Origin of the sequence: Streptomyces sp. NPDC058653 (genome assembly GCF_042716895.1) — a bacterium.
Lineage (GTDB): Bacteria > Actinomycetota > Actinomycetes > Streptomycetales > Streptomycetaceae > Streptomyces.
The window spans coordinates 1-21,271 of sequence record NZ_JBHXRM010000037.1; the positions used below are offsets into that span (position 1 = coordinate 1).

The window sequence follows — 21,271 nt, forward strand, 5'->3', positions numbered from 1 at the left end:
GCGCGGACGACATCCGCGCCGGCCCACCGGCTTCTCCGTACCACCTCGACCGGAGGCCCCGGGGGCGGGGACCCCGCCGGTCAGAGACCCCTGCGGGGCGCGGGCGGCAGGGCCATCTGCGGGCGGCCACCCGCGTACTGCCTGCCGCTCTGCCAGGTGAACGGGGCCTGGTGCCCCGACGAGGACCCGTGCATCCCCGTACCGAAGGCGGTGAATCCCAGACCCTCCTCACCGCTCCGGTCGCCCGGCAGGGTCCTGAACGACCGCAGATACTCGGAGTACAGGGCGTCGTAGATCGGGGTGGCCGAGTATCCGGACGAGTACCCGGCCGGGGGGTCCTGGGCGGGGCGCATCGCGGGGACCTGGGGCTGGTACTGCTGGTGGGGACGGTCGTATGAGTGCACGTAGGTGCCAACGACCCCGTCGTCCGTCGGATGCGGCCTGACCGGCGAAAATGCCGGTCGGGAGGGTCGGGCGGAGGAGTCGGGGGAGTCGGCTGGGACGTGGCCCGGGTCGTCGGCGCGCTCCCGCTCCTCGCCGCGGTGCCGCCCCTCGCGGAACCGACCGGCCCGGTACTCCCCGGGCCGGTACTCCTCCGAAGGGGCTGGTCCGTCGTCCGTCACGTGCCGGCCAGCGGCATGGCCGCCGCCACCAGACGGCCGTTGGCCGCCGCCTTGTCCAGCGCGTCACGCAGCAGATCCTCGCGCGGCTGCTGCCCGATGCGGCCCACCGGCGCCGCGAAGACCAGGACGGTCCGCGACTTGTTGGCGGCGGCCCGCCAGTCGCTGGTCACCTGGAGCGGCTGATGGGCCTGCCACCAGGCGACCGGGGTACCACCGCCCGTACCGGGCTGGAGGACCGCGTGCAGCTGTCCCATCGCCAGCAGCACCGACCAGCCCGGCAGCGTGCCCGGGGTCCGGCTCAGATCGCTGACCGGCTGGAAGCCCTGCTCCACCAGGAGCGGCAGGAACTCGTCCTCCTGCCCCACAGAGCCGGGCCGGGCGATCGGACCGGTCGGTTCGACGACCAGGGCGGGGTGCAGCTGGTTGTCGATCAGGACCAGACCGCTGGTGACACCGAGGACGGCCTGGTCGCCGCCGGTGCCCGGCGCGGTCGGCTGGGGCTCCCCGCCCGTGATGGAGCGCACGGCGCCCTGGAGCTGGTCCTCGGCGACCTTCACGACCTGGGAGGGGATGCATGTGGCGTGGGCGAAGGCGAGGACGGCGGTCTCCTCGCCGATGAACAGCACCGTGCTGGTGCGTTCGGTTTCGGAGTCGCCCGGGGTACGGCAGGAGGTGCAGTCGTAGCTGCCCGGGGAGTTCTCGCCGACGAGCAGGCGGTCGGCTTCTTCGTCGCCGATCTCGGCGCGTACGTCTTCGCTGACGTCGAGCATGCGCGGCACGGGTGGCTCCTCGAACTCGGTGCGTGGGCCGGGCTGTTCCCGGCTCGTAAAGAGACAACGGGTGAGCTGTCGCTTGGGTCACGCGCGAAGCCGGGCGAATCGAACCACCCGCCCGGCTCGCACGTACGGGTGAAGCTTCCGGCCGCCCCCGCCCCGCCGCGCGGGAGCCGCCGCCGTGCTGCGCGACGGTGCGACGACGCCGCCGCACCCGACGGCGGCCGACGGCGCCGCGCGCGTGCGGCGGGACGGGCCGCTCACCGGCCTACAGTCGCGACACGCTTGACCAGGGAGACCCCCAGCCCATGCACCTCTCTTTCCTGCTCCACAACGCGTACGGCGTGGGCGGAACGATCCGCACCACGTTCAACCTCACGCGGGCGCTCGCCGAGCGGCACGACGTCGAGATCGTCTCGGTCTTCCGCCACCGCGACGAGCCGACGCTGAACCCGCCCGAAGGCGTCCTGCTCCGCCATCTCGTCGATCTGCGCAAGAACAGCGCGGGTTACGACGGCGGCCACCCCGACATGGCCCGGCCGGCGGCCGTCTTCCCGCGCGGCGACGGGCGGCACAAGCAGTACAGCCGCCTCACCGACACCCGTATCGCCGAGCATCTGCGGTCGCTGAGCGCCGACGTCGTCATCGGCACCCGCCCGGGGCTCAACTGCCACATCGCCCGCCAGACCGGGCGCGGCCCGGTCCGGGTCGGCCAGGAACACCTCACGCTGGACACCCACAGCCACCGGCTGCGCCGCGAGATCGCCCACCGGTACGTGCTGCTGGACGCCGTCACCACCGTCACCGAGGCCGACGCGCGCGCCTACCGCACCCGGCTGCGACTGCCCGGCGTACGGATCGACGCGGTCCCGGGCAGTGTGCCGGAGCCCACCGTCGCCCCGGCCGACTCCACCAGGAAGTGGGTCGTGGCCGCGGGCAGACTGACCTCCGTCAAGCGCTACGACCTGCTGATCACTGCCTTCGCCAAGGTGGTCGCCGAGCGGCCGGACTGGCGGCTGCGGATCTACGGCGCTGGCGACGCGACCGGCAACGAACGCGACGCGCTGCGCGCCCTGATCGAGGAGCGCGCGCTCTACAACCACGTGCAGCTGATGGGTACCGCGAACCCCCTGGAGCCCGAGTGGGTCAAGGGCTCGATCGCCGTCGTCACCTCCAGCGTCGAGTCCTTCGGCATGACCATCGTCGAGGCGATGCGCTGCGGTGTACCGGTCGTCTCCACCGACTGTCCGCACGGGCCGGGCGAGATCATCGAGGACGGCGTCGACGGCAGGCTGGTCCCGGTCGGCGACGTGGACGCGATCGCGCGGGGGCTCCTCACGCTGATCGAGGACGACGACCTGCGGCGCCGTACCGGCCTGGCAGCCCTGAGGTCGTCCGCCCGGTTCGATCCCTCGCGGATCGCCGAGCGCCACGAGGCGCTCTACACCGATCTTCTCGCGCGGGGACGGAACGCGGGACCGCGCGAGACGGTGCGCGGCACCGTACGGCGCGGCCGGGGCCTGCTCGTGGGAGGAGCGCACACCGTGCGCGAACTGGCGGCGGCCGCCGTCCGCAAGGGGAGGACCGCGTGAACGCCTTCGTCGCCCACTGCACGGCCGACGCGGCCGGCACCGTCACCTTCGAACCGGCCCGGGCGAAGGACACCGTCGGCGGGGAGCTGGTGCTGCGGCGACGCGGCGGCTCCGCACCGGCCGACGAGGTCCGGCTGCCGCTGACCGGACCGCGCGCCGTACTGGACCCCGCCGTCCCGCTCGCCGAGGGTCGCTGGGACATCGTCCACGCCGCGGAGCCGGGCGACCCGGACGGGCGGCCCGTCCGGCCCGGCACCAGGGACGTACGCGCGCTGGTCGACCGGGTCCCCGGCGCCGGTCCTGTCACCGTCCGCGTGCCCTACCCGACCGCCGACGGCCGCCTCGCGCTGCGCAGCTGGGTCCGCGCGCCGCACGCGGAGGCGGGGGCGATCCACCTCGGGGGCGGGGCCATGACGGTACGGGGCGTGCTGTACGGGGCCGAGGCCGGCGACGGGGCGAGGGTCGAGGCGCGCCGGAAGGCGACGCGTGACGGCGGCGGCGAGGGAGCCACGGCGCCCCGTACGCACGGGGTCCCCCTGACCGGCGGCGCGGACGGCGGTTTCACCTTCACCCTGCCGTACGAGGCGCTGGCCGAACCGGCGATGACCGGGCGCCAGTTGTGGGAGCTGTGGCTGATGCCCGCCCACGGCGCGGATCCCGTCCGGCTCTCCCGGATCCTCGACGACGTGTGGGACCGCAAGAACGTCCATGTCTACCCGGCGTACGGGGCGGACGGCTGGCTGGCCGCGCCCTGCTACTCGGGCGACAACAACCTCCACGTACGCCTGGACCCACGGAGCTGATCACCTGGACCGTCCATCCATGCGGACCCATGCGGACCCATGCGGACAGGGGCTGTCCTCGACGGCTGGCAGACTCCTCGCATGCTGGACACCTCGGCCCGACTCCTCCGTCTGCTCTCCCTGCTCCAGGCCCACCGCGAATGGTCCGGCCCGGACCTCGCCGAACGCCTCGGGGTGACCCCGCGCACCGTACGGCGCGATGTCGACCGGCTCCGTGAGCTGGGCTATCCGGTCAACGCCACCCCCGGCGTCGGCGGCGGCTACCAGCTCGGCGCCGGGGCCGAGCTGCCACCGCTCCTGCTGGACGACGAGGAGGCCGTCGCCGTCGCCGTCGGACTGCGTACGGCGGCGGGCAACGGCATCGACGGCATCGGCGAGACGTCCGTCCGCGCGCTCGCCAAGCTGGAACAGGTGCTGCCGGGCCGGCTGCGCCATCGGATCGGCGCGCTCAACGCGTTCACCGTGCCGATGCTGCGCGGCCCGGGGCCGACCGTCGACGCGAGCGTGCTCACCGAGCTGGCGAACCTCTGCCGGGACGGCGAGCGGCTGCGCTTCGACTATCTCGACCACGGGGACGCCGCGAGCCGTCGCACCGTGGAGCCGCACCGGCTGGTCTGCACCGAGCACCGCTGGTATCTGGTCGCCTGGGACCTGGACCGCGCCGACTGGCGTACGTTCCGGGCCGACCGCATCACCCCGAGGCCCCCGCACGGCCCGCGCTTCCCGCCGCGCGAGCCGCCCGCCGAGGATCTGGCCGCCTATGTCTCCGAGGGCGTCTCCACCCGGGTGTACGCCACCGCGGCCGTGATCAGGCTCAAGGTCCCGGCGGCGGAGGCGGCGCATCTGGTGTCACCGTCCGCCGGTGTGCTGGAGCCGGTCGACGAGCACAGCTGTCTGCTGCGCACGGGGGCGGGCGGTCTCGATGTGATGGTGGTGCACGTGATGCTCCTCGGCGTCGACTTCGAGGTGATCGAACCGGAGGAGCTGACCGAGCACATGAGGACCGCGCGCGACCGCCTTTCCCGGGCGCTGGGGGACGCTCCGTAACAAGGGAGAGGGGAGTCGGCGCGTCCGCCGACATCCGGAAGGTGTCGTACCGCCGTTGATTGCGCGAGGCGAAGGTTAATTCCATACTTCATGTCAATTGGCGGCGACCCGTCGAACGGGGGAATTCCGGCCAGGGAAAATATGGTGATCTTCGAGTCCCCCGAATTACTTATCCCTTACTTACGGGCGATGTGTGAAGGGCTTCGAGAAGAGGGCGGGAGTCGCCGCACAGGTGTCGTGATCCTGTGACACAAGTGTGACGGCGGTCGAACGTAAGTGAGTGGGGACGGTGACCGGACGGCCGGCCCGAACCCCTCCTCCGTCACCGTCCGGCGTCACCGGCCGACGGGGGCGACCGGCGTCGGACGTCCGCCGCGCCCTCAACGCCCCGACGACCTAGGCTGATCCGTATGTCATCGATACCGACACCTCCGGCGCAGCCCGACGACGCACCCGACTCCTATGTGGGCCTCACCGCCGTGGAGGCGGAGCGCATCGCGCGCGAGCGCGGCTGGACCACCGTCAGGGCGCTGCCGCCCGGCGCCATCATCACCCTGGAGTTCCTTCAGGGCCGGCTGAACTTCGAGGTCGAGAACGACACGGTCATCCGCTGCTGGCTCGGCTGACCGGCGGCTTCGGACACACGAGGTCCACAAACGGAAGACCCCGGCGCGCGCCGGGGTCTTCCGTTGCCATGACCGGATTTCAGCCGCCCGTCACCGGCCGCGAACGCGGTGGACGGCGGCTGCCCGCCGGGGTGGTGGGCGTCCGCTCCGAGCGCGCCGTGGCGTGCGGCCGGGGCTGGGTGAGCTGCGCGGTGCTGTTCCTGCCGGTCGCGTTACGCCCCGAGTGGGCCGTGCCGACCGTCGAGCGGCCGGCGTCCTCACCCTCCTGCGCGGGGAGTTGAGGGACTATCACGGGCCAGGGCCCGCCCGGGTCTGCCGCGGCCGGTTCGGCGGCCGTCCGGCGCCGCTCGCGCCACCGCTCACGCACGGTGAACACCGCTGCTTCCGTACGGCCGATGGTCGGCTCGAACCAGGGCAGGGCGAGCAGGATCAGCAGTCCCGCGACCCAGCCGAGCAGCACGTCGCTCAGCCAGTGCGTCCCCAGATAGACCGTCGTCGCGCCGACCCCGAGGGCGACCACGGACGATCCGATCGACAGATAACGCCTGGCCCGTGGCGTGGTGGCCAGATAGGCCAGGATGCCCCACGTCACGACTGCGTTCGCGGTGTGTCCCGAGGGGAATATGTCGCCGCCCGCGAAGAGTTCGGCCGAGCCGATCTGTGTCGCGTAGTGCGGGCCCAGCCGGCCGAGGCCGAGCTTCACCGCCCCCACCGTCACGTTGAGCAGCAGCAACGAGGCGCCCAGGACCAGCAGTGGCCGCAGTGTGTGCTGACGCCAGGACCGCCAGCCCAGCCAGGCGGCGATCATCACGGCGGTCGGCCCGCGCTGGCCGAGCACCACGAAGTAGTCGAGGAAGGCGTGCAGTTGCCGCCACTGCTGGTACGGCCGGAACAGCATGATCTTCCAGTCGAGGGTCACCAGCCAGGACGAGGCGAGAACGGCGACCACGATGGCGAGATAGATCGCCAAAGTCCCGCCGAAGAGGGTCGCGCGGGTACGGCTCATCCGCGGGATCTCTATCTTCGGCGGCTCCGGCTCCCGGTCCAGTCGGGCGAAGATGTCGGTACGCACCCAATCGACGTTACAGCGAGTGAACGGCCGACTCGGTCGTTCCAGTCTCTTTGTGATGACGATGTGATGTGGAGTGTGTCTCGGGACGCCGTTTATCCGAGGCCGTTCCCCAATTCCACGTGACCGGCCGCACTATTGCCCCCGGCGGGCTCCCGGTAACTGTCTATCTGCAAAACAGAATTAGTTCACCGTGGCGTCGCGCGGAATTTTCCGGCCGCTTGACCGAGGCTTGACCCCGCCGAGGTGACCCCCCGACCGTCCGTGGCTCGTCTTCGTACGCCACACTTCGACGTCCGGCGGGTGACATGGGCCACGTTCGGGACAGGGGAACTCGCGTACTGTGTCCGGCACTCGCCCGCCGATGCCGGGCCGCCCAGGGTGGACCGCCACCGTCCGGGCCGGTCCACCGAGCGCGAGACGCAATGGGAGGTAGGTAGATGTCCGGGACCACCACGGCGGGAGCGCGCCTGCGCGCGGCCGTCGGCGGCGGTGCCCACGGTGACGGCGCCAACCGGTGGGCCGTCCTGGTCGTCCTCTGCGTCAGTCTGCTTCTCGTCGCGCTCGACGCGACCGTGCTGCACGTCGCCATCCCCGCCGTCACCGAGGACCTGCGCCCCAGCGGTGTCGAGCTGCTGTGGATCGTCGACGCCTATCCGCTGGTCTGCGCCGCGCTGCTGATCCTCTTCGGCACACTCGGCGACCGGATCGGCCGGCGCCGGGTCCTCCTCATGGGCTACGGGATCTTCGGTCTGGCGTCCGTCGCCGCGGCGCTCGCCGAGTCGCCCGGCATGCTGATCGCCGCGCGCGCCCTGCTGGGCGTCGGCGGCGCGATGATCATGCCGGCGACCCTCTCCATCCTCCGCGCCGTCTTCCCCGACCGGCGCGAGCGGGCGATGGCGATCGGCATCTGGACGGCGGTCGCCGCGGTCGGCGCCGCGACCGGACCGGTCCTGGGCGGCTTCCTCGTCGAACACTTCTGGTGGGGCTCGGTCTTCCTGATCAATGTGCCGCTGATGGCGCTGATCCTCCCCGTCGCCCGCTTCCTGCTGCCCGAGTCGAAAGGCGGCTGCGACGGCCCGTGGGACGTCGCCGGCGCGCTGATGGCGGCGGGCGGGGTGCTCGGCGCGGTCCTCGGGGTCAAGCGGCTCGGCGCGGGCGCGTCGATGCTCGACGTCAAGACCTTCGGGCCGCTGCTGCTCGGGGCGGTCCTGCTCTCCCTCTTCGTACGGCGGCAGAGGCGCCGGAAGCATCCGCTCATAGATGTACGGATGTTCGCGCGGCCGACCTTCTCGACCTCCGTCGGCTGCATCGTCCTCGCCATGCTCGCGCTGGTCGGTCTGGAGCTGATCGCCGTCCAGTACCTCCAGCTGGTGCTCGGGCTCAGCCCGCTGGAGACGGGACTCCGGCTGCTGCCGCTCACCTTCGCCGCCATGGCGGCGGGCGCCACCGGGTCGCACACCCTGCGCCGGGTCGGTCCGCGCCGGATGGTCTCCTGCGGATTCGTCCTCACCGCGGGCGCCGTGCTGCTGCTGGTGATGATGGGCGACCACGAGCGGCCCGCGCTGCTGACGACGGCCTTCGTACTGCTCGGATTCGGGCTCCAGTCCACGCTCTTCGGCGCGTACGAGTCGATGCTCAGCGAGGCACCGCCCGAGCAGGCCGGCGGAGCGGCGGCCATCGGTGAGACGTCGTACCAGCTCGGCGCGGGTATGGGCATCGCGCTGCTCGGCAGCGTCATGAACGCGGCGTACGCGCCCGGTCTCCGCTCGGGCGCGGTCGACGGGGTCCCCGAGGCGGCGGGGTCGGCCGCCTCCCATTCGCTGGGGGAGGCGTACCAAGTGGCCGCCCAGCTGGGTGGTCCGACGGGGGAGGCCCTGCGTATCGCGGCGCGGCACTCCTTCGTACACGGTCTGCATGTCACGCTCCTGGTCAGCGCGGCGCTGCTGCTTCTCGGCGCGGCGGCGGCGCTGCGGCTGCCGCGGGTGATGGAGTGCGGCGCTCCGCATGTGGGGGAGGCCACGGGTACGGCCGGGGCGGGCATACCGGCACCACGGGACGGCGGGGAGGCGGAGGGTGCGACGGCCCGGGCGGCGGTGCACGCGGGCCGGGCGCCGACGCGCGGCGACTCTGGACGGGCCCCGGCCCCCCGCCGTAATGTCGGCGCCGAGCGTAACTAGCGCTGCTAGTTTTAACGATCCGCGACCCGACGGAGGCAGCCCTCATGTCCGCACCCCCAGCCCCGAAGCCGTCCTCCCCGTCCTCCTCGAAGCGTCCGTCCTTCGACCCGCGCGACCCCCTCGGCCTGGACGACCTGCTGGATCCCGAGGAACTGGCCGTCCGCGACACCATGCGCTCCTGGGCCAGGGACCGGGTCATGCCGCACATCGCCGACTGGTACGAGCGCGGAGAGCTGCCGGACATCCGCGGGCTCACCCGTGAACTCGGCTCCCTCGGCGCGCTCGGCATGTCGCTCGTGGGTTACGGATGCGCGGGCGCCAGCTCCGTCCAGTACGGACTCGCCTGTCTGGAACTGGAGGCCGCCGACTCCGGTATCCGCTCGCTCGTCTCCGTACAGGGCTCGCTCGCCATGTACGCGATCCACCGGTTCGGCTCCGAGGAGCAGAAGTCACGGTGGCTGCCCGACATGGCGTCGGGCGAGATCATCGGCTGCTTCGGTCTCACCGAACCCGACCACGGCTCCGACCCGGCGGGGATGCGTACGTACGCCAGGCGCGACGGCACCGACTGGGTGCTCACCGGCCGCAAGATGTGGATCACCAACGGCTCGGTCGCGGGGGTCGCCGTCGTCTGGGCGCAGACCGACGAGGGAATCCGCGGCTTCCTCGTGCCGGCCGGCAGCGCCGGTTTCTCGGCGCCCGAGATCAAGCACAAGTGGTCGCTGCGCGCGTCGGTCACCAGCGAACTGGTCATGGACGAGGTACGGCTCCCGGCCGACGCCGTACTCCCGGGGGTGACCGGTCTGCGCGGTCCGCTCAGCTGTCTGAGCCACGCCCGGTACGGGATCGTCTGGGGCTCGATGGGGGCGGCGCGCGCCAGTTTCGAGTCGGCGGTGGACTACGCGAAGACCCGTGAACAGTTCGGCAGGGCGATCGGCGGCTTCCAGCTCACCCAGGCCAAGCTCGCCGACATGGCGCTCGAACTGCACAAGGGGATCCTGCTCGCCCACCATCTGGGCCGGCGTCTGGACGCGGGGAAGCTCCTGCCCGAGCAGGTCAGCTTCGGCAAGCTCAACAATGTGCGGGAGGCGATCGAGATCTGCCGCACCGCGCGCACGATTCTCGGGGCCAACGGGATCTCGCTCGAATATCCCGTGATGCGCCACGCGACGAATCTGGAGTCGGTACTCACCTACGAGGGCACCGTGGAGATGCACCAGCTCGTACTGGGCAAGGCACTCACCGGTCTCGACGCCTTCCGGTGACCGGGGGCGGCCCGGTGAGTACCTCGCTCAGCTCTGGTTGAAGAAGCCGTCGCGTCCGTGTGCCTTGGACTCGCCGCTGACGATCTCGGTGTGGGCGGGGGTCAGCAGGAACACCCGGGTGGCGACACGGTCGATCGAGCCGCGGAGACCGAAGATCAGACCGGCGGCGAAGTCGACGACACGCTTGGCGTCGGCGGGTTCCATGGCGGTGAGGTTGAGGATGACCGGGACGCCCTCACGGAAGAGCTCGCCGATGCCACGCGCGTCCCGGAAGCTCTCCGGCGAGACGGTGGCGATCCTGCGGTCCTGCTCGGGAGCCGACTCGGCGGCGATCCGTACCCGCGGATCGGTCTTCCAGGTGTCGTTGCCCTCGGCACCCTCGGAGTACTCGTCGTCGTAGTAACGCTCGTCGTTGTCCTCAACGAGGCCCAGCCAGGCACTCGCCTTGCGCACCGATCCCATGGACGCCTCCTTTCACCGCGGTCGCTTGTGGTTCCGCATCCCTATGGTTGTCCATGATGCGGATTGCGCGCCAAGTGGATTGTCGGCGCGCAGGGGATTCGTGACGGTACTGGTGCAGAAGATATGGCGATTCGTCAGGGTTCTTCCTCCGTACGAGCCCTGACGGACTGAAAATATGAAAGTCCGGCCAGACGGGTGACGATGAGGACGTACGAGTGAATCGTCCGGTCGATACGATGCCAGGCGCACCGTCGAACCACACCCCGGGGGAAGCACCGTGTTCGGAATTGTGAGGCCTTGTAGCCATCGACTCACGGAAGGGCTCAAGACCGAGTGGATGGCTCATCTGTGCGGGCTCTGCCTGGCACTTCGCTCGGACCACGGACAGTTCTCCCGCATCGTGACCAACTATGACGGCCTGATCGTCTCCGTCCTGACGGAGGCTCAGGCCGAACGCGGCACCGGATGGCGCCGTACTGCTGGCCCCTGCCCACTCCGGGGGATGCGAACCGCCCCGGTCGCGAAAGGCGGGGGAGCACGCCTCGCGGCGGCCGTGTCCCTCGTGCTCGCCTCGGCGAAGGTTCGGGACCACGTCGCGGACGGTGACGGGGTGTTGAGGCGGCGGCCGGTGGCGCTCGCCGCGCGCCGGATAGCCGGCGGCTGGGACCGCGCGGGCGCGCGCACCGGCGCGGAGCTGGGTTTCGACACGGCGGTGCTCGTCGACGCGGTCGACCGGCAGACCGGGATCGAGGCGCTCGCGGGGCCCGGCACCCCGCTGCTCACGGTCACCGAGCCGACCGAGACGGCGACGGCCGCGGCGTTCGCGCACACCGCCGTGCTCGCCGGCCGGCCGGGCAACATGGCGCCGCTCGCGGAGGCCGGACGGCTCTTCGGACGGCTCGCGCATCTGCTGGACGCCGTGGAGGACCAGGCCGCTGACGCCGCGTCGGGCGCCTGGAACCCGCTCACCGCGACCGGTACCTCCCGCGCCGAGGCGCGCCGGCTCGCGGACGACGCGCTGCACGGCATCCGGCTGGCGCTGCGTGACGCGGAGTTCGTCGACGACAGGCTGGCGCATGTGCTGCTCGCCCATGAGCTGCGCACCTCCGTCGACCGTGCTTTCGGGACGTCGTCCTGTTCGCACCAGGGGCAGGCGTCGGTCCAGGGCGGCGGGAACCCGTACGGCGGGCAGGGCGGGAATCCGTACGGGGGCCAGGGCGGAAACCCGTACGGCTCGAACAATCCGTACGGGGGCGGTCATCCCTACGGAGGCGGTAACCCGGGCGGCCCCGGCGGCGGCGGGCCCGGCCCCCTGCCGGAGCCTCCCCGGCCGGAGCGGCGCGGCTTCTGGGCCGGCTGCGCGGTGGCGATCGGTCTCTGCTGCACCTGCCAACTCTGCTGTGCCAAGGAGTACGAGGGGCCGTGGTCGCGCAAGAAGCGTGAGGGCTGCTGCCGGGACTGCGACTGCGACTGCTGCGACTGCGGTTGCGACTGCTGAGCACCGGTCGTCCCCTCCGCGGAAGCGGGTCCGGCGGGCGGCCCTGACGGGTCCGGCGGGCGGGGTCCTGAGGAGGGCCCCGGGGTGCCGCGTCGGTCGGCGGTGGTCGGCCGACGCCCGAAACAAGCCAGCAGAGGGACTCCGAAGCGGTCCCGGTCCGCGCCGTGCGGATCGGGATCGTCCCGACATGTGGGCACCGTACAAATCGCGCCCCGAGGGTGGTTTTCGGACGCCCCAGCTGCATTTCAGCCGATCGAGTGGCCGAAAGGCGCCCTTGCGCGGTCGGTTGGCCCATCGAATACTCCCTCACAGCGCTTGTCAGGGGCACGGCAAATCCGGAATACGGACATGCCCCCGACTGCGCCTCACGGGCCAGACCACCCCAATCAGGCCCCAGATTCCTTCGGAGGAACGACACGTGAGGATCAAGCGCACCACCCCCCGCAGTGGTTTTGCGAGACACACCCGTCTCTTCGCCATCGCCACCGGTCTCGTCGCCGCCGCCGCACTCGCGGTACCCACGGCGAGCGCCGACACGGCCGGGACCTTCAGCGCCAACCAGCTGGCGGCGGCGAGCGACGCCGTCCTCGGCGCCGACGTGGCGGGCACCGCCTGGTACGTCGACAAGGCGACCAACGCGCTCGTCGTCGAGGCGGACACCACGGTCAGCGCGGCCGAGATCGCCGAGATCAAGCGCGAGGCCGGCGCCAACGGCGACGCCCTGCAGATCAAGCGGACGCCCGGCAAGCTCTCCAAGCTCCTCTCCGGCGGCGACGCGATCTACTCGCCCTCCGGACGCTGCTCCGCCGGGTTCAACGTGCGCAGCGGCAGCACCGACTACTTCCTGACCGCCGGGCACTGCACCGAGGGCAACCCGAACTGGTACACCAACTCGGCGCGCACCACCCTCATCGGCCCGACGGCGGGCTCCAGCTTCCCGGGCAACGACTACGGCATCGTGCGTTACTCCAACGCCTCGGTCTCGCGTCCCGGCACCGTCGGCAACATCGACATCACCAGCGCGGCCAACGCCACGGTCGGCATGTCGGTGACCCGTCGCGGCTCCACGACGGGCACGCACAGCGGCAGCGTCCAGGGCCTCAACGCCACGGTCAACTACGGTGGCGGCGACGTCGTCTCGGGCCTGATCCGTACCAACGTCTGCGCCGAGCCCGGCGACAGCGGCGGCCCGCTGTACTCCGGCAGCCGCGCGATCGGCCTCACCTCCGGTGGCAGCGGCAACTGCTCCTCCGGCGGCACGACGTACTTCCAGCCGGTCGTCGAGGCGCTGAACGCGTACGGCGTCAGCATCACCTGATCACCGCCGCAGCCCGGCAGCCCGGCCCAGAGCCGGACCGAGTCCCCGCCCGTGAGCTCCGGGCGGGGACTCGGCGCGTTCCGGCGGCTGCCCGCGGGCTCCGCCGAGGGCGCCCCGGCCCGGGTGAACGCCCCTGTCGGAGGGGCGGTTTCAAGACAGGACTAGTCCTCACCCGTTGCCGACCCGGTGGTTGCACCGAGTGTTTACGAATGGAACCGTCTCGGCCCTGACCTCCCCAGGTGAACGGGGCGGGAGGGAAATGAACCCGTCGTGTGCACGTCCGGAAGTCGACCTTGTGTGCTACTGGCGAGTTTAGGAATAGTGGGCGCCTCGTCCTCCGCGCCACCGCACCCCACATGCGATGACGCGGCCCCCACAGGAGGTATCAGTTGAAGCACCGACGCATTTCGAGGAAGCGCGCTGCGGTGGCCGGCGGCTCCGTCGCCGCCCTGGTCGCGGCCGGGATTTCCTTCCAGACTGCGAACGCCAGTGAGGACATCGCCACGGTGACGGCGAAGACCCTGTCGGCGCCCGCGGCCGGAAAGCTCGCATCCACCCTCGTCGACGACCTCGGCGCCGACGCGGCCGGCTCGTACTACGACAGCGAGACCAAGGCCCTGGTCGTCAACGTCGTCGACGCCACGGCCGCCGAGACCGTCCGGGCGGCCGGCGCCAAGGCGAAGGTCGTGGCCCACTCCCTCACCGAGCTGAAGGACGCCCGCGGCTCCCTCACGGGCGAGGCGAGCACCCCCGGCACGGCCGTGGCCGTCGACCCGGTGTCGAACAAGGTCGTCGTGACGGCGGACCGCACGGTCAAGGGCGCGGCGCTGGACAGGCTCACCAGGACCGTGGAGGAGCTCGGCGCCAAGGCCGAACTGAAGAAGACCGCGGGCGAGTTCAAGAAGTTCATCGCCGGTGGCGAGGCCATCCACTCCGGTGGCGGCCGCTGCTCCCTCGGCTTCAACGTGGTCGTCGGCGGCGAGCCGCACTTCATCACCGCGGGCCACTGCGGCACGGCGGGCAGCTCGTGGTCCGACTCCGCCGGCGGCGCCGAGATCGGCTCCATGGTGGACTCGCAGTTCCCGGGCAACGACTTCGCCCTCGTCAAGTACACGGGCTCCACGGAGCACCCGAGCGAGGTCGACCTGTACGACGGCAGCACGCAGGCCATCGCGCAGGCGGGCGACGCGACCGTCGGCCAGACGGTCTCGCGCAGCGGCTCCACCACCCAGGTCCACGACGGTGAGGTCACCGCGCTCGACGCCACCGTGGACTACGGAGGCGGCGACGTCGTCGAGGGCCTCATCCAGACCACGGTCTGCGCCGAGCCCGGCGACAGCGGCGGCTCCCTCTTCGCCGGTGACACCGCGCTGGGGCTGACCTCGGGCGGCAGCGGCGACTGCTCCTCGGGCGGCGAAACGTTCTTCCAGCCGGTCCCGGAGGCGCTCTCGGCGTTCGGCGCAGAGATCGGCTGACATCCGCCCGGAAGTCCGACAGTACGGAACGAGGAAGCCCGGCCCGCCGTTTTCGGCGGGCCGGGCTTCTCGGTGTACGGCGCCGGGCGCGGGCCCCCGCCGTGTGCGTTTCTGTGCGAACGCCCGCGCCCGGACGATCCCGGGTCCCACGCGATCACCCCGCCCGCCGGCGTGGCGCCGGGCACGTCGTAGGGGCACGTCGGTTCGAAGGAGCACTTGCGCGTCACGATGCTCATCGGCCGCTCTCGGCGCGAGGAGCTGCCCGGGGGCGCAGGGGTCAGAGGACCGGGTCCTCCCCCTGCCCCGGCTCGACCCCGCCCTGTGGAAACGGCACCTCTGCGGGGTGCTCGGCCGACGGTCCGACGGCGGGTGCGGGCTCCCCGTAACGGGTGACGAAACTCATCACGGCGGCCCCGCACCGCGGCGTCCGGAAGCCGCCGCCAACTTCTCGTCAGGTTCCTGGAAGTGACGGCGCGATAGCTGTTCGGCCACGTATTCCGAGGGCTCCGGAGTCGTTCGCACGTTCGAATCAGGTCGCTGACTAGGGGCGATGGCGTTAGAGTAATCGAACGGGCGTGCGATAGATGTATCGGGCGCATGGCTGGAATGGGGTGAGGGCGGAGGTGTGTCATGGGGCATTTCTCCCATCTGCACGCCGCGTCCGGCTACTCCGCCCGGTACGGCGCCGCCCACCCCGAAGACCTCGTCCGGCGGGCGGCCGAGCGCGGCCAGCCGGCGCTCGCGCTCACCGACCGGGACACGGTCACCGGCGCGGTGCGGTTCGCGCTGGCCGCCGCCGGAGCCGGGGTCCGTCCGATCTTCGGCATCGATCTGGCGGTGGAGGCCCTCGCCCCGCCGCCTCTGGCACGACGCCTCCGTACCCCGACACGCGGTGGCGCCCATGTGATCGAGCCGCCCCTGCGGTTCGTCCTGCTCGCCCAGGACCGCGCCGGATGGGCCCGGCTGTGCCGTATCACCTCGGCCGCCCATGTCGGCGCGCTCGCCGGCGTCCCACCGGTGGTGCCGTGGGACGCGCTGCGGGAGCACGGAGGTCCCGGGCTGATCGCGCTGCTCGGACCGCTCTCGGAGCCGGTGCGGGCGCTGTCGGCGGGCCGGGAGGACATCGCGGCGGAGCTGCTGGCGCCATGGCGGGAGGTCTTCGGATCCGGGCTCCGGCTGGAGACCGTCCTGCACGAGCGGTCCGGCACCGGGCCCGGCTCGCTGCGGCTGGCCGCCCGCACCCTGGCCCTGGCCGACCGCACCGGCACCACCGCCGTCCTCTCCAACGCGGTCCGCTACGCCGACCCGGACCAGCACCGGCTCGCCGATGTCCTGGACGCCGCGCGGCTGCTCAGACCGATCGACCGGCGCCGCCTGGACGGCGGACACCGCTGGCTCAAGGACGAGGGAGCGATGGCGGACATCGCGCGACGGATCGCCGAATGCGCCGGAGCGGACAGCCGGCGGGCACACCGTCTGCTGGCGGACACCGCCGCCACGGCGGCCGTGTGCGCCGTCGACCCGGCGGCGGACCTGAGCCTGGGCACGCCACGCTTTCCGGAACCCGCGGTGTTCGGTGCCGGGCCCGGCGCCGACGGCGCGGCGCGGGTGCTGCGCCGGCGGTGCGAGGACGGTCTCGTCCGGCGCGGCCTGGACCACGACCGGGCCGCGCTCGACCGGCTCGACGCCGAACTCGATGTGATCTCCGCGCTGAACTACGACTCGTACTTCCTCGCGGTCGGCCAGGTCGTCGCCGACATCCGGGAACTGGGCATCCGGGTCGCGGCCCGCGGCTCGGGCGCGGGATCGATGGTCTGTCACGCGCTGGGCATCGCCACGGCCAACCCGCTCGAACACCGTCTGCTCTTCGAACGCTTTCTGAGCGTACGCAGGGCATCGCTCCCGGACATCGACATCGACGTGGAGTCCGCCAGGAGGCTGGAGTGCTACGACGCGATCTTCGACCGGTTCGGCAGCGAACGGGTCGCGGTCACCGCGATGCCCGAGACCTACCGGGCCCGCCGGGCCCTGCGGGACACCGGTCTGGCGCTGGGGATCGCACCGGCGGACGTCGACCGGATCGCCAAGAGCTTCCCGCACCTGCGGGCCTCGGACATCACCGGCGCCCTCGCCGAACTGCCCGAACTGCGCGGGCTGGCGGCGGAGGCGGAGCGGTACGGACCGCTGTGGGAACTCGCCGAGGGCCTCGACTCCCTGGTCCACGGCATGGCCATGCACCCCTGCGGAGTGGTCATCAGTGACGCGACGCTCCTGGACCGGCTGCCGGTGCAGCCCACCCCGCAGGGCAACTACCCGATGGCGATGGCGGCCAAGGAGGAGATCGAGGCGCTGGGCAACATCAAACTGGACGTCCTGGGAGTACGGATGCAGTCCGCGATGGCCCATGCCGTCGCGGAGATCGAGCGGGCGACCGGCGACCGCGTCGAGCTGGACGACCAGCGGCAGGTACCGCTCGACGACCCGTTCGCGTTCAAGATCATCCAGGAGAGCCAGACCCTGGGGCTGTTCCAGCTCGAATCGCCCGGCCAGCAGGATCTGCTCTCCCGGCTCCAGCCACGCGACCCGCAGGACGTCATCGCCGACATCAGTCTCTTCCGCCCGGGACCGGTCGCCGGAGGAATGCCGGAGCGGTACATCGCCGCCCGGCACGGCGGCGACCCGGGCTACGCCCATCCGGATCTCGAACCGGTGCTCGCCGACACCTACGGCGTGACCATCTGGCACGAGCAGATCATCCAGACGCTGTCCGTGATGACCGGCTGCGACTACTCGCTGGCCGAGATCGCCCGGCGCGCGCTCGGGGACAAGGAGCGACTGCCCAGGATCAAGGACTGGTTCCACCGCGAGACCACCGCCCGGGGTTACGACTCCGGGGTCCGTGACGAGGTGTGGAAGACCGTCGAGGCCTTCGGCGCCTACGGCTTCTGCCGCGCGCACGCGGTCGCCTTCGCCGTACCGGCCCTGCAGAGCGCCTGGCTCAAGGCGCACTACCCGGCGTTCCTGCTGGCCGGGCTGCTCGAACACGACCCCGGTATGTGGCCCAAGCGCGTCCTCGTCTCCGACGCCCGCCGGCGCGGCGTCCCGCTCCTGCCCGTCGACGTCAACCGCTCCGGGGCGGAGCACACCGTCGAGCGGACCGAGGACGAACGGTGGGGCGTACGGCTCGCGCTGTCCGCCGTCCACGGGATCAGCGAAGAGGAGTACACCCGGATCGACGAGGGCCAGCCGTACAACTCGCTCTCGGACTTCTGGCAGCGGGCCCGTCCCAGCAGGCCCGTCGCCGAACGCCTCGCCGAGACAGGCGCCCTGAACTCGCTCCACGACGGCCGCCTCACCCGCCGCGACCTGCTGCTGCAGATCGCCGAACTCCACCGGCAGTCCCGTGTCCGGTCGGCCGGCGAGGGCCAACTGCCCATCGACACGGAGGCGGTCGGCGGGGCGGGGCCGAGCGGACTGCCGGAGATGACCGGACGCGAAGCCCTGAGCGCGGAGCTGAACACGTACGGCATCGATGTCTCCAGGCATCTGATGGAGCACCACCACCGGCTGCTGCGGGAGATCGGCGCGACCGACGCGGCGCATCTGGCCGGGGCCCGCCAGGGACAGCAGGTCCTTGTCGCCGGAGTACGGGCCTCCACCCAGACCCCGCCGATCGCCAGCGGCAAGCGCGTCATCTTCGTCACCCTGGAGGACGGCTCGGGCCTGGTCGACCTGGCGTTCTTCGAGGACTCCCACCCGGCCTGCGCGCACACCATCTTCCACAGCGGACTGCTGCTGGTCCGCGGCACCGTACAGGTGCGCGGTACGCGTCGTACCGTCGTCGGCGCCATGGTCTGGGACCTGGACGAGATCGCCGCCGCCCGCCGCGACAACGGCCCCGAGGCCGCGCTCGCCCTGCTCGGCGCGAGCCACCCGCACCCGACCCCCGCCCAGCCGCAGCGCACCCTGGCCAACGGCACCACGGGCGCCCGGCTGCACCCCTACGCCGATCTGCAACCGCCCGGCAGCCGTTCGGCCGACCTGAAGAAGTTCGGCCACACCAGCTCGGGGAGCGCGGGATGACCGCGCGCCCGCGGCACATCGCCCATCTGCATCTGCACCCGCACGCCGGACCGGACGAGAACCGGCACGCGGACGCGATCGACCTGCTGACCGGTATCACCCCCCATGTCCAGACGGTCTCGCCCGACGCCGTCCAACTCGACCTGACCTCCGCGCTCAGATACTTCGACCGGTCCCCCCTCGGCCTGGTCCAGCTGGCGCAGCTGCGGCTGATGGGCCTGTACGGCATCGAAAGCAGCGCGGGGCTCGCGGCCAACCGCATGCTGGCCACCATGGCCGCCGACGCGTCGGCGCCGGGCCGGGCCACCTGGGTACCGGCGGAGGAGGCCGCCGTCTGGCTCCGTTCCCGCCCGGTCACCGGGCTGCCCGGGATCGGCCGCGCCACGGCCGCCACGCTCGGCAGGTACGGACTGCACTCGATCGGCCAGGTCGCCGACGCGCCCGCGGCCACCCTGCAACGCCTCATCGGCGCGGGCCCCGCCCGGCTGCTGGCCGAGCGCGCCCGGGGCCACGACCCCCGCCCCGTCACCCCGCTGGAACCGGCGGCACATCTGGTGGCCGACCTCGTCCTGGACCGGGACCGCCTCGACGCGGAAGGGCACCACCGGGCCGTCCTCGGGCTCGCCGACCGGATCGGCCAACGCCTGCGCGGTGAGGGCCAGGTCACCGGCCGGCTCACTCTCACGGTGCGCTACGCCGACCGCAGCTCCACCGCGCGTACCCGTACGGTCCCGGAGCCGACCAACCACTCGCCCGCGCTCGCGACGGCTCTTCTCGGTCTGCTGGCCGCGCTCGGGCTCCAGCGCGCGAGGGTCCGCGCCTACGTGGTGCGCGCCGACGATCTGCTGCCGGCCGACGCGGCTCCCCGTCAGCTCTCCCTGGACCCCGGCGACGCCCGCGCCCGCGCGGCGGAGAAGGCGGCGGACCGCGCCCGCCGGCGCTTCGGACCGGAGGCGGTACGCCCGGCCACGCTGGCGGACTGACGGAGGGCACCGGGCGGTCCCGGCTCGCGAGTCGGCGGTCACGGCCCGATGGAGGACCTCGCGGTCGACGCCGACTCCGCCGGGCTGCTCACCCTGGCGCCGGCCTCCGACAAGCAACTGGGTGTGGCCTGCCACGGCCCGGCCGCGCTGCTGGCCGCGGGCTACCGGCTGACCGGCTCCACGAACGCGGAGGAGACCCAGGGGGGTCTCGCCGACAAGGCCAAGTGGCTGCTCCAGGACCGACTGGTGGCCCTCGGCGCCGACTACCAGGAGGGCGAGCCTGGGCGTCGCACGTGATGGCGGACCGTAATCCGCTCACCGGCCAGAACCCAGGGAGCCCGGCGGGCGTTCAATATTTTTACTGACGCGTAACTTCCCTTCCGCATGCTACTCGTGCGTAACTTGGCATGAGCACAGCCGACGTGGTCCGGGCCACAGAGCTGGCGGCTTTCCCCTTCCCCCTCTTGAGCCACTAGGAGATCGCTCGATGCTGCCCTGGAAACGCGCGTTACGACCACTGGCGGCGCTGCTGCTGGCGGTCTCGGTCGCCACCACCGCACCCGCCGTCGCGGCCACCCCCGCCGCGCCCCCGACAGCGGTCACCGCTCCGGCACCCGCCTCCGCCGCCGCGAGCAGCGGCTGGAACGACTTCTCCTGCAAGCCCTCCGCCGCGCATCCCCGCCCGATCGTCCTCGTCCACGGAACCTTCGCGAACTCCGTCGACAACTGGCTCGGTCTCGCCCCGTACTTGGTCAACCGCGGCTACTGCGTCTTCTCCCTCGACTACGGGCAGCTCCCGGGAGTGCCGTTCTTCCACGGCCTCGGCCCCATCGACAAGTCGGCCGAGCAACTGAGCGCTTACGTCGACCGGGTGCTGGCCGCCACGGGCGCCTCGAAGACCGACATCGTCGGCCACTCGCAGGGCGGCATGATGCCCCGCCACTACCTCAAGTTCCTGGGCGGCGCGCAGAAGGTGAACGCCCTCGTCGGACTCGCGCCGGACAACCACGGCACGACCCTGCTCGGTCTGACGAACCTTCTGCCGCACTTCCCGGGCGCCGAGGACCTGTTGAGCGAGAACACCCCGGCGCTCGCCGACCAGATCGCCGGATCGCCCTTCCTCACCAGGCTCAACGAGGGCGGTGACACCGTGCCCGGCGTCAAGTACACCGTCATCGCGACCCGTTACGACCAGGTGGTCACGCCGTACCGCAGCCAGTTCCTGTCCGGGTCCGACGTCCGGAACGTCACGCTCCAGGACCTCTGCGCCCTCGACGTCTCGGAGCATCTGGCGATCGGGCTGATCGACCGGATCGCGTTCCACGAGGTGGCCAACGCGCTCGACCCGGCCCGTGCCACACCGACGACCTGCGCGTCCGTCGTCGGCTGAACCAGACACACCGCGGGGCTGCGGGCCGGTGGGGCCGGGGGCCCCCGGGGGGATGTTGTGTGGCGGGGGCGGGGGTGGGGGGCC

16 protein-coding genes and 1 pseudogene are annotated in these 21,271 nt (G+C 71.9%); 13 read left to right on the forward strand and 4 right to left on the reverse strand.

Annotated elements, in window-relative coordinates; all coding sequences use genetic code 11:
• Positions 1-80 precede the first annotated feature (80 nt).
• Positions 81-404 carry a hypothetical protein gene (locus ACFWU9_RS26720; protein WP_384322719.1) on the reverse strand — a complete coding sequence of 108 codons (324 nt, stop codon included), beginning with the start codon at positions 402-404 and terminating at the stop codon, positions 81-83.
• A gap of 215 nt (positions 405-619) precedes the next feature.
• Entirely contained in the window at positions 620-1,402 is a 783-nt protein-coding gene (locus ACFWU9_RS26725; RefSeq protein WP_384322721.1) for a hypothetical protein, read from the reverse strand.
• 302 nt (positions 1,403-1,704) lie between these two features.
• On the opposite strand from ACFWU9_RS26725, the gene ACFWU9_RS26730 reads away from it, so the two are divergent.
• The 4 genes from ACFWU9_RS26730 to ACFWU9_RS26745 all read left to right on the forward strand — a co-directional run bounded on the left by ACFWU9_RS26730 (position 1,705) and on the right by ACFWU9_RS26745 (position 5,464).
• Positions 1,705-2,988, forward strand: a complete 1,284-nt coding sequence (locus ACFWU9_RS26730) for a glycosyltransferase (RefSeq protein WP_384322723.1) — start codon at positions 1,705-1,707, stop codon at positions 2,986-2,988.
• Positions 2,985-3,791 carry a transferase gene (locus tag ACFWU9_RS26735; protein WP_384322725.1) on the forward strand — a complete coding sequence of 269 codons (807 nt, stop codon included), beginning with the start codon at positions 2,985-2,987 and terminating at the stop codon, positions 3,789-3,791. Before ACFWU9_RS26730 ends, ACFWU9_RS26735 begins: the two co-directional genes overlap by 4 nt.
• Before the next feature lie 81 nt (positions 3,792-3,872).
• Positions 3,873-4,838, forward strand: coding sequence for a helix-turn-helix transcriptional regulator (locus ACFWU9_RS26740; RefSeq protein WP_384322727.1), 966 nt, complete (start codon positions 3,873-3,875; stop codon positions 4,836-4,838).
• 410 nt (positions 4,839-5,248) lie between these two features.
• On the forward strand, positions 5,249-5,464 hold the full coding sequence (locus tag ACFWU9_RS26745; protein WP_384322729.1) for an I78 family peptidase inhibitor: 216 nt from the start codon (positions 5,249-5,251) through the stop codon (positions 5,462-5,464).
• Between the two features lie 79 nt (positions 5,465-5,543).
• On the opposite strand, the gene ACFWU9_RS26750 is transcribed toward ACFWU9_RS26745, so the two are convergent.
• Positions 5,544-6,536 (reverse strand): phosphatase PAP2 family protein, encoded by a 993-nt coding sequence (locus ACFWU9_RS26750; RefSeq protein ID WP_384322731.1) that lies wholly within the window; start codon positions 6,534-6,536, stop codon positions 5,544-5,546.
• A 437-nt stretch (positions 6,537-6,973) separates the two neighbouring features.
• Between ACFWU9_RS26750 and ACFWU9_RS26755 the strand changes: the two genes are divergently transcribed.
• Both ACFWU9_RS26755 and ACFWU9_RS26760 read left to right on the forward strand, forming a co-directional pair.
• Positions 6,974-8,713 carry an MFS transporter gene (locus ACFWU9_RS26755; RefSeq protein ID WP_384322733.1) on the forward strand — a complete coding sequence of 580 codons (1,740 nt, stop codon included), beginning with the start codon at positions 6,974-6,976 and terminating at the stop codon, positions 8,711-8,713.
• A gap of 44 nt (positions 8,714-8,757) precedes the next feature.
• Positions 8,758-9,978 carry an acyl-CoA dehydrogenase family protein gene (locus ACFWU9_RS26760; RefSeq protein WP_384322735.1) on the forward strand — a complete coding sequence of 407 codons (1,221 nt, stop codon included), beginning with the start codon at positions 8,758-8,760 and terminating at the stop codon, positions 9,976-9,978.
• A 27-nt stretch (positions 9,979-10,005) separates the two neighbouring features.
• On the opposite strand, the gene ACFWU9_RS26765 is transcribed toward ACFWU9_RS26760, so the two are convergent.
• Complete coding sequence (locus ACFWU9_RS26765; RefSeq protein ID WP_384322737.1) at positions 10,006-10,440, reverse strand: cell division protein SepF; 435 nt, start codon at positions 10,438-10,440, stop codon at positions 10,006-10,008.
• Positions 10,441-10,717: 277 nt separating this feature from the next.
• On the opposite strand from ACFWU9_RS26765, the gene ACFWU9_RS26770 reads away from it, so the two are divergent.
• The 7 genes and pseudogenes from ACFWU9_RS26770 (at position 10,718) to ACFWU9_RS26800 (ending at position 21,187) form a co-directional block, all read left to right on the forward strand.
• Positions 10,718-11,938 (forward strand): DUF5685 family protein, encoded by a 1,221-nt coding sequence (locus tag ACFWU9_RS26770; RefSeq protein ID WP_384322739.1) that lies wholly within the window; start codon positions 10,718-10,720, stop codon positions 11,936-11,938.
• Between the two features lie 418 nt (positions 11,939-12,356).
• On the forward strand, positions 12,357-13,256 hold the full coding sequence (locus ACFWU9_RS26775) for a S1 family peptidase (RefSeq protein ID WP_384322741.1): 900 nt from the start codon (positions 12,357-12,359) through the stop codon (positions 13,254-13,256).
• A 389-nt stretch (positions 13,257-13,645) separates the two neighbouring features.
• Entirely contained in the window at positions 13,646-14,731 is a 1,086-nt protein-coding gene (locus ACFWU9_RS26780) for a S1 family peptidase (protein WP_384322743.1), read from the forward strand.
• 630 nt (positions 14,732-15,361) lie between these two features.
• The gene (locus ACFWU9_RS26785) at positions 15,362-18,814 is read left to right on the forward strand and encodes a DNA polymerase III subunit alpha (protein ID WP_384322745.1); all 3,453 of its coding nucleotides are present in this window, start codon (positions 15,362-15,364) and stop codon (positions 18,812-18,814) included.
• Positions 18,811-19,797 carry an ImpB/MucB/SamB family protein gene (locus ACFWU9_RS26790; protein WP_384322746.1) on the forward strand — a complete coding sequence of 329 codons (987 nt, stop codon included), beginning with the start codon at positions 18,811-18,813 and terminating at the stop codon, positions 19,795-19,797. Before ACFWU9_RS26785 ends, ACFWU9_RS26790 begins: the two co-directional genes overlap by 4 nt.
• A gap of 33 nt (positions 19,798-19,830) precedes the next feature.
• Positions 19,831-20,162 (forward strand): annotated as a pseudogene (locus tag ACFWU9_RS26795) (type 1 glutamine amidotransferase domain-containing protein); the annotation flags it as partial.
• 122 nt (positions 20,163-20,284) lie between these two features.
• Entirely contained in the window at positions 20,285-21,187 is a 903-nt protein-coding gene (locus ACFWU9_RS26800; protein WP_384322748.1) for an esterase/lipase family protein, read from the forward strand.
• Positions 21,188-21,271: the final 84 nt, after the last annotated feature.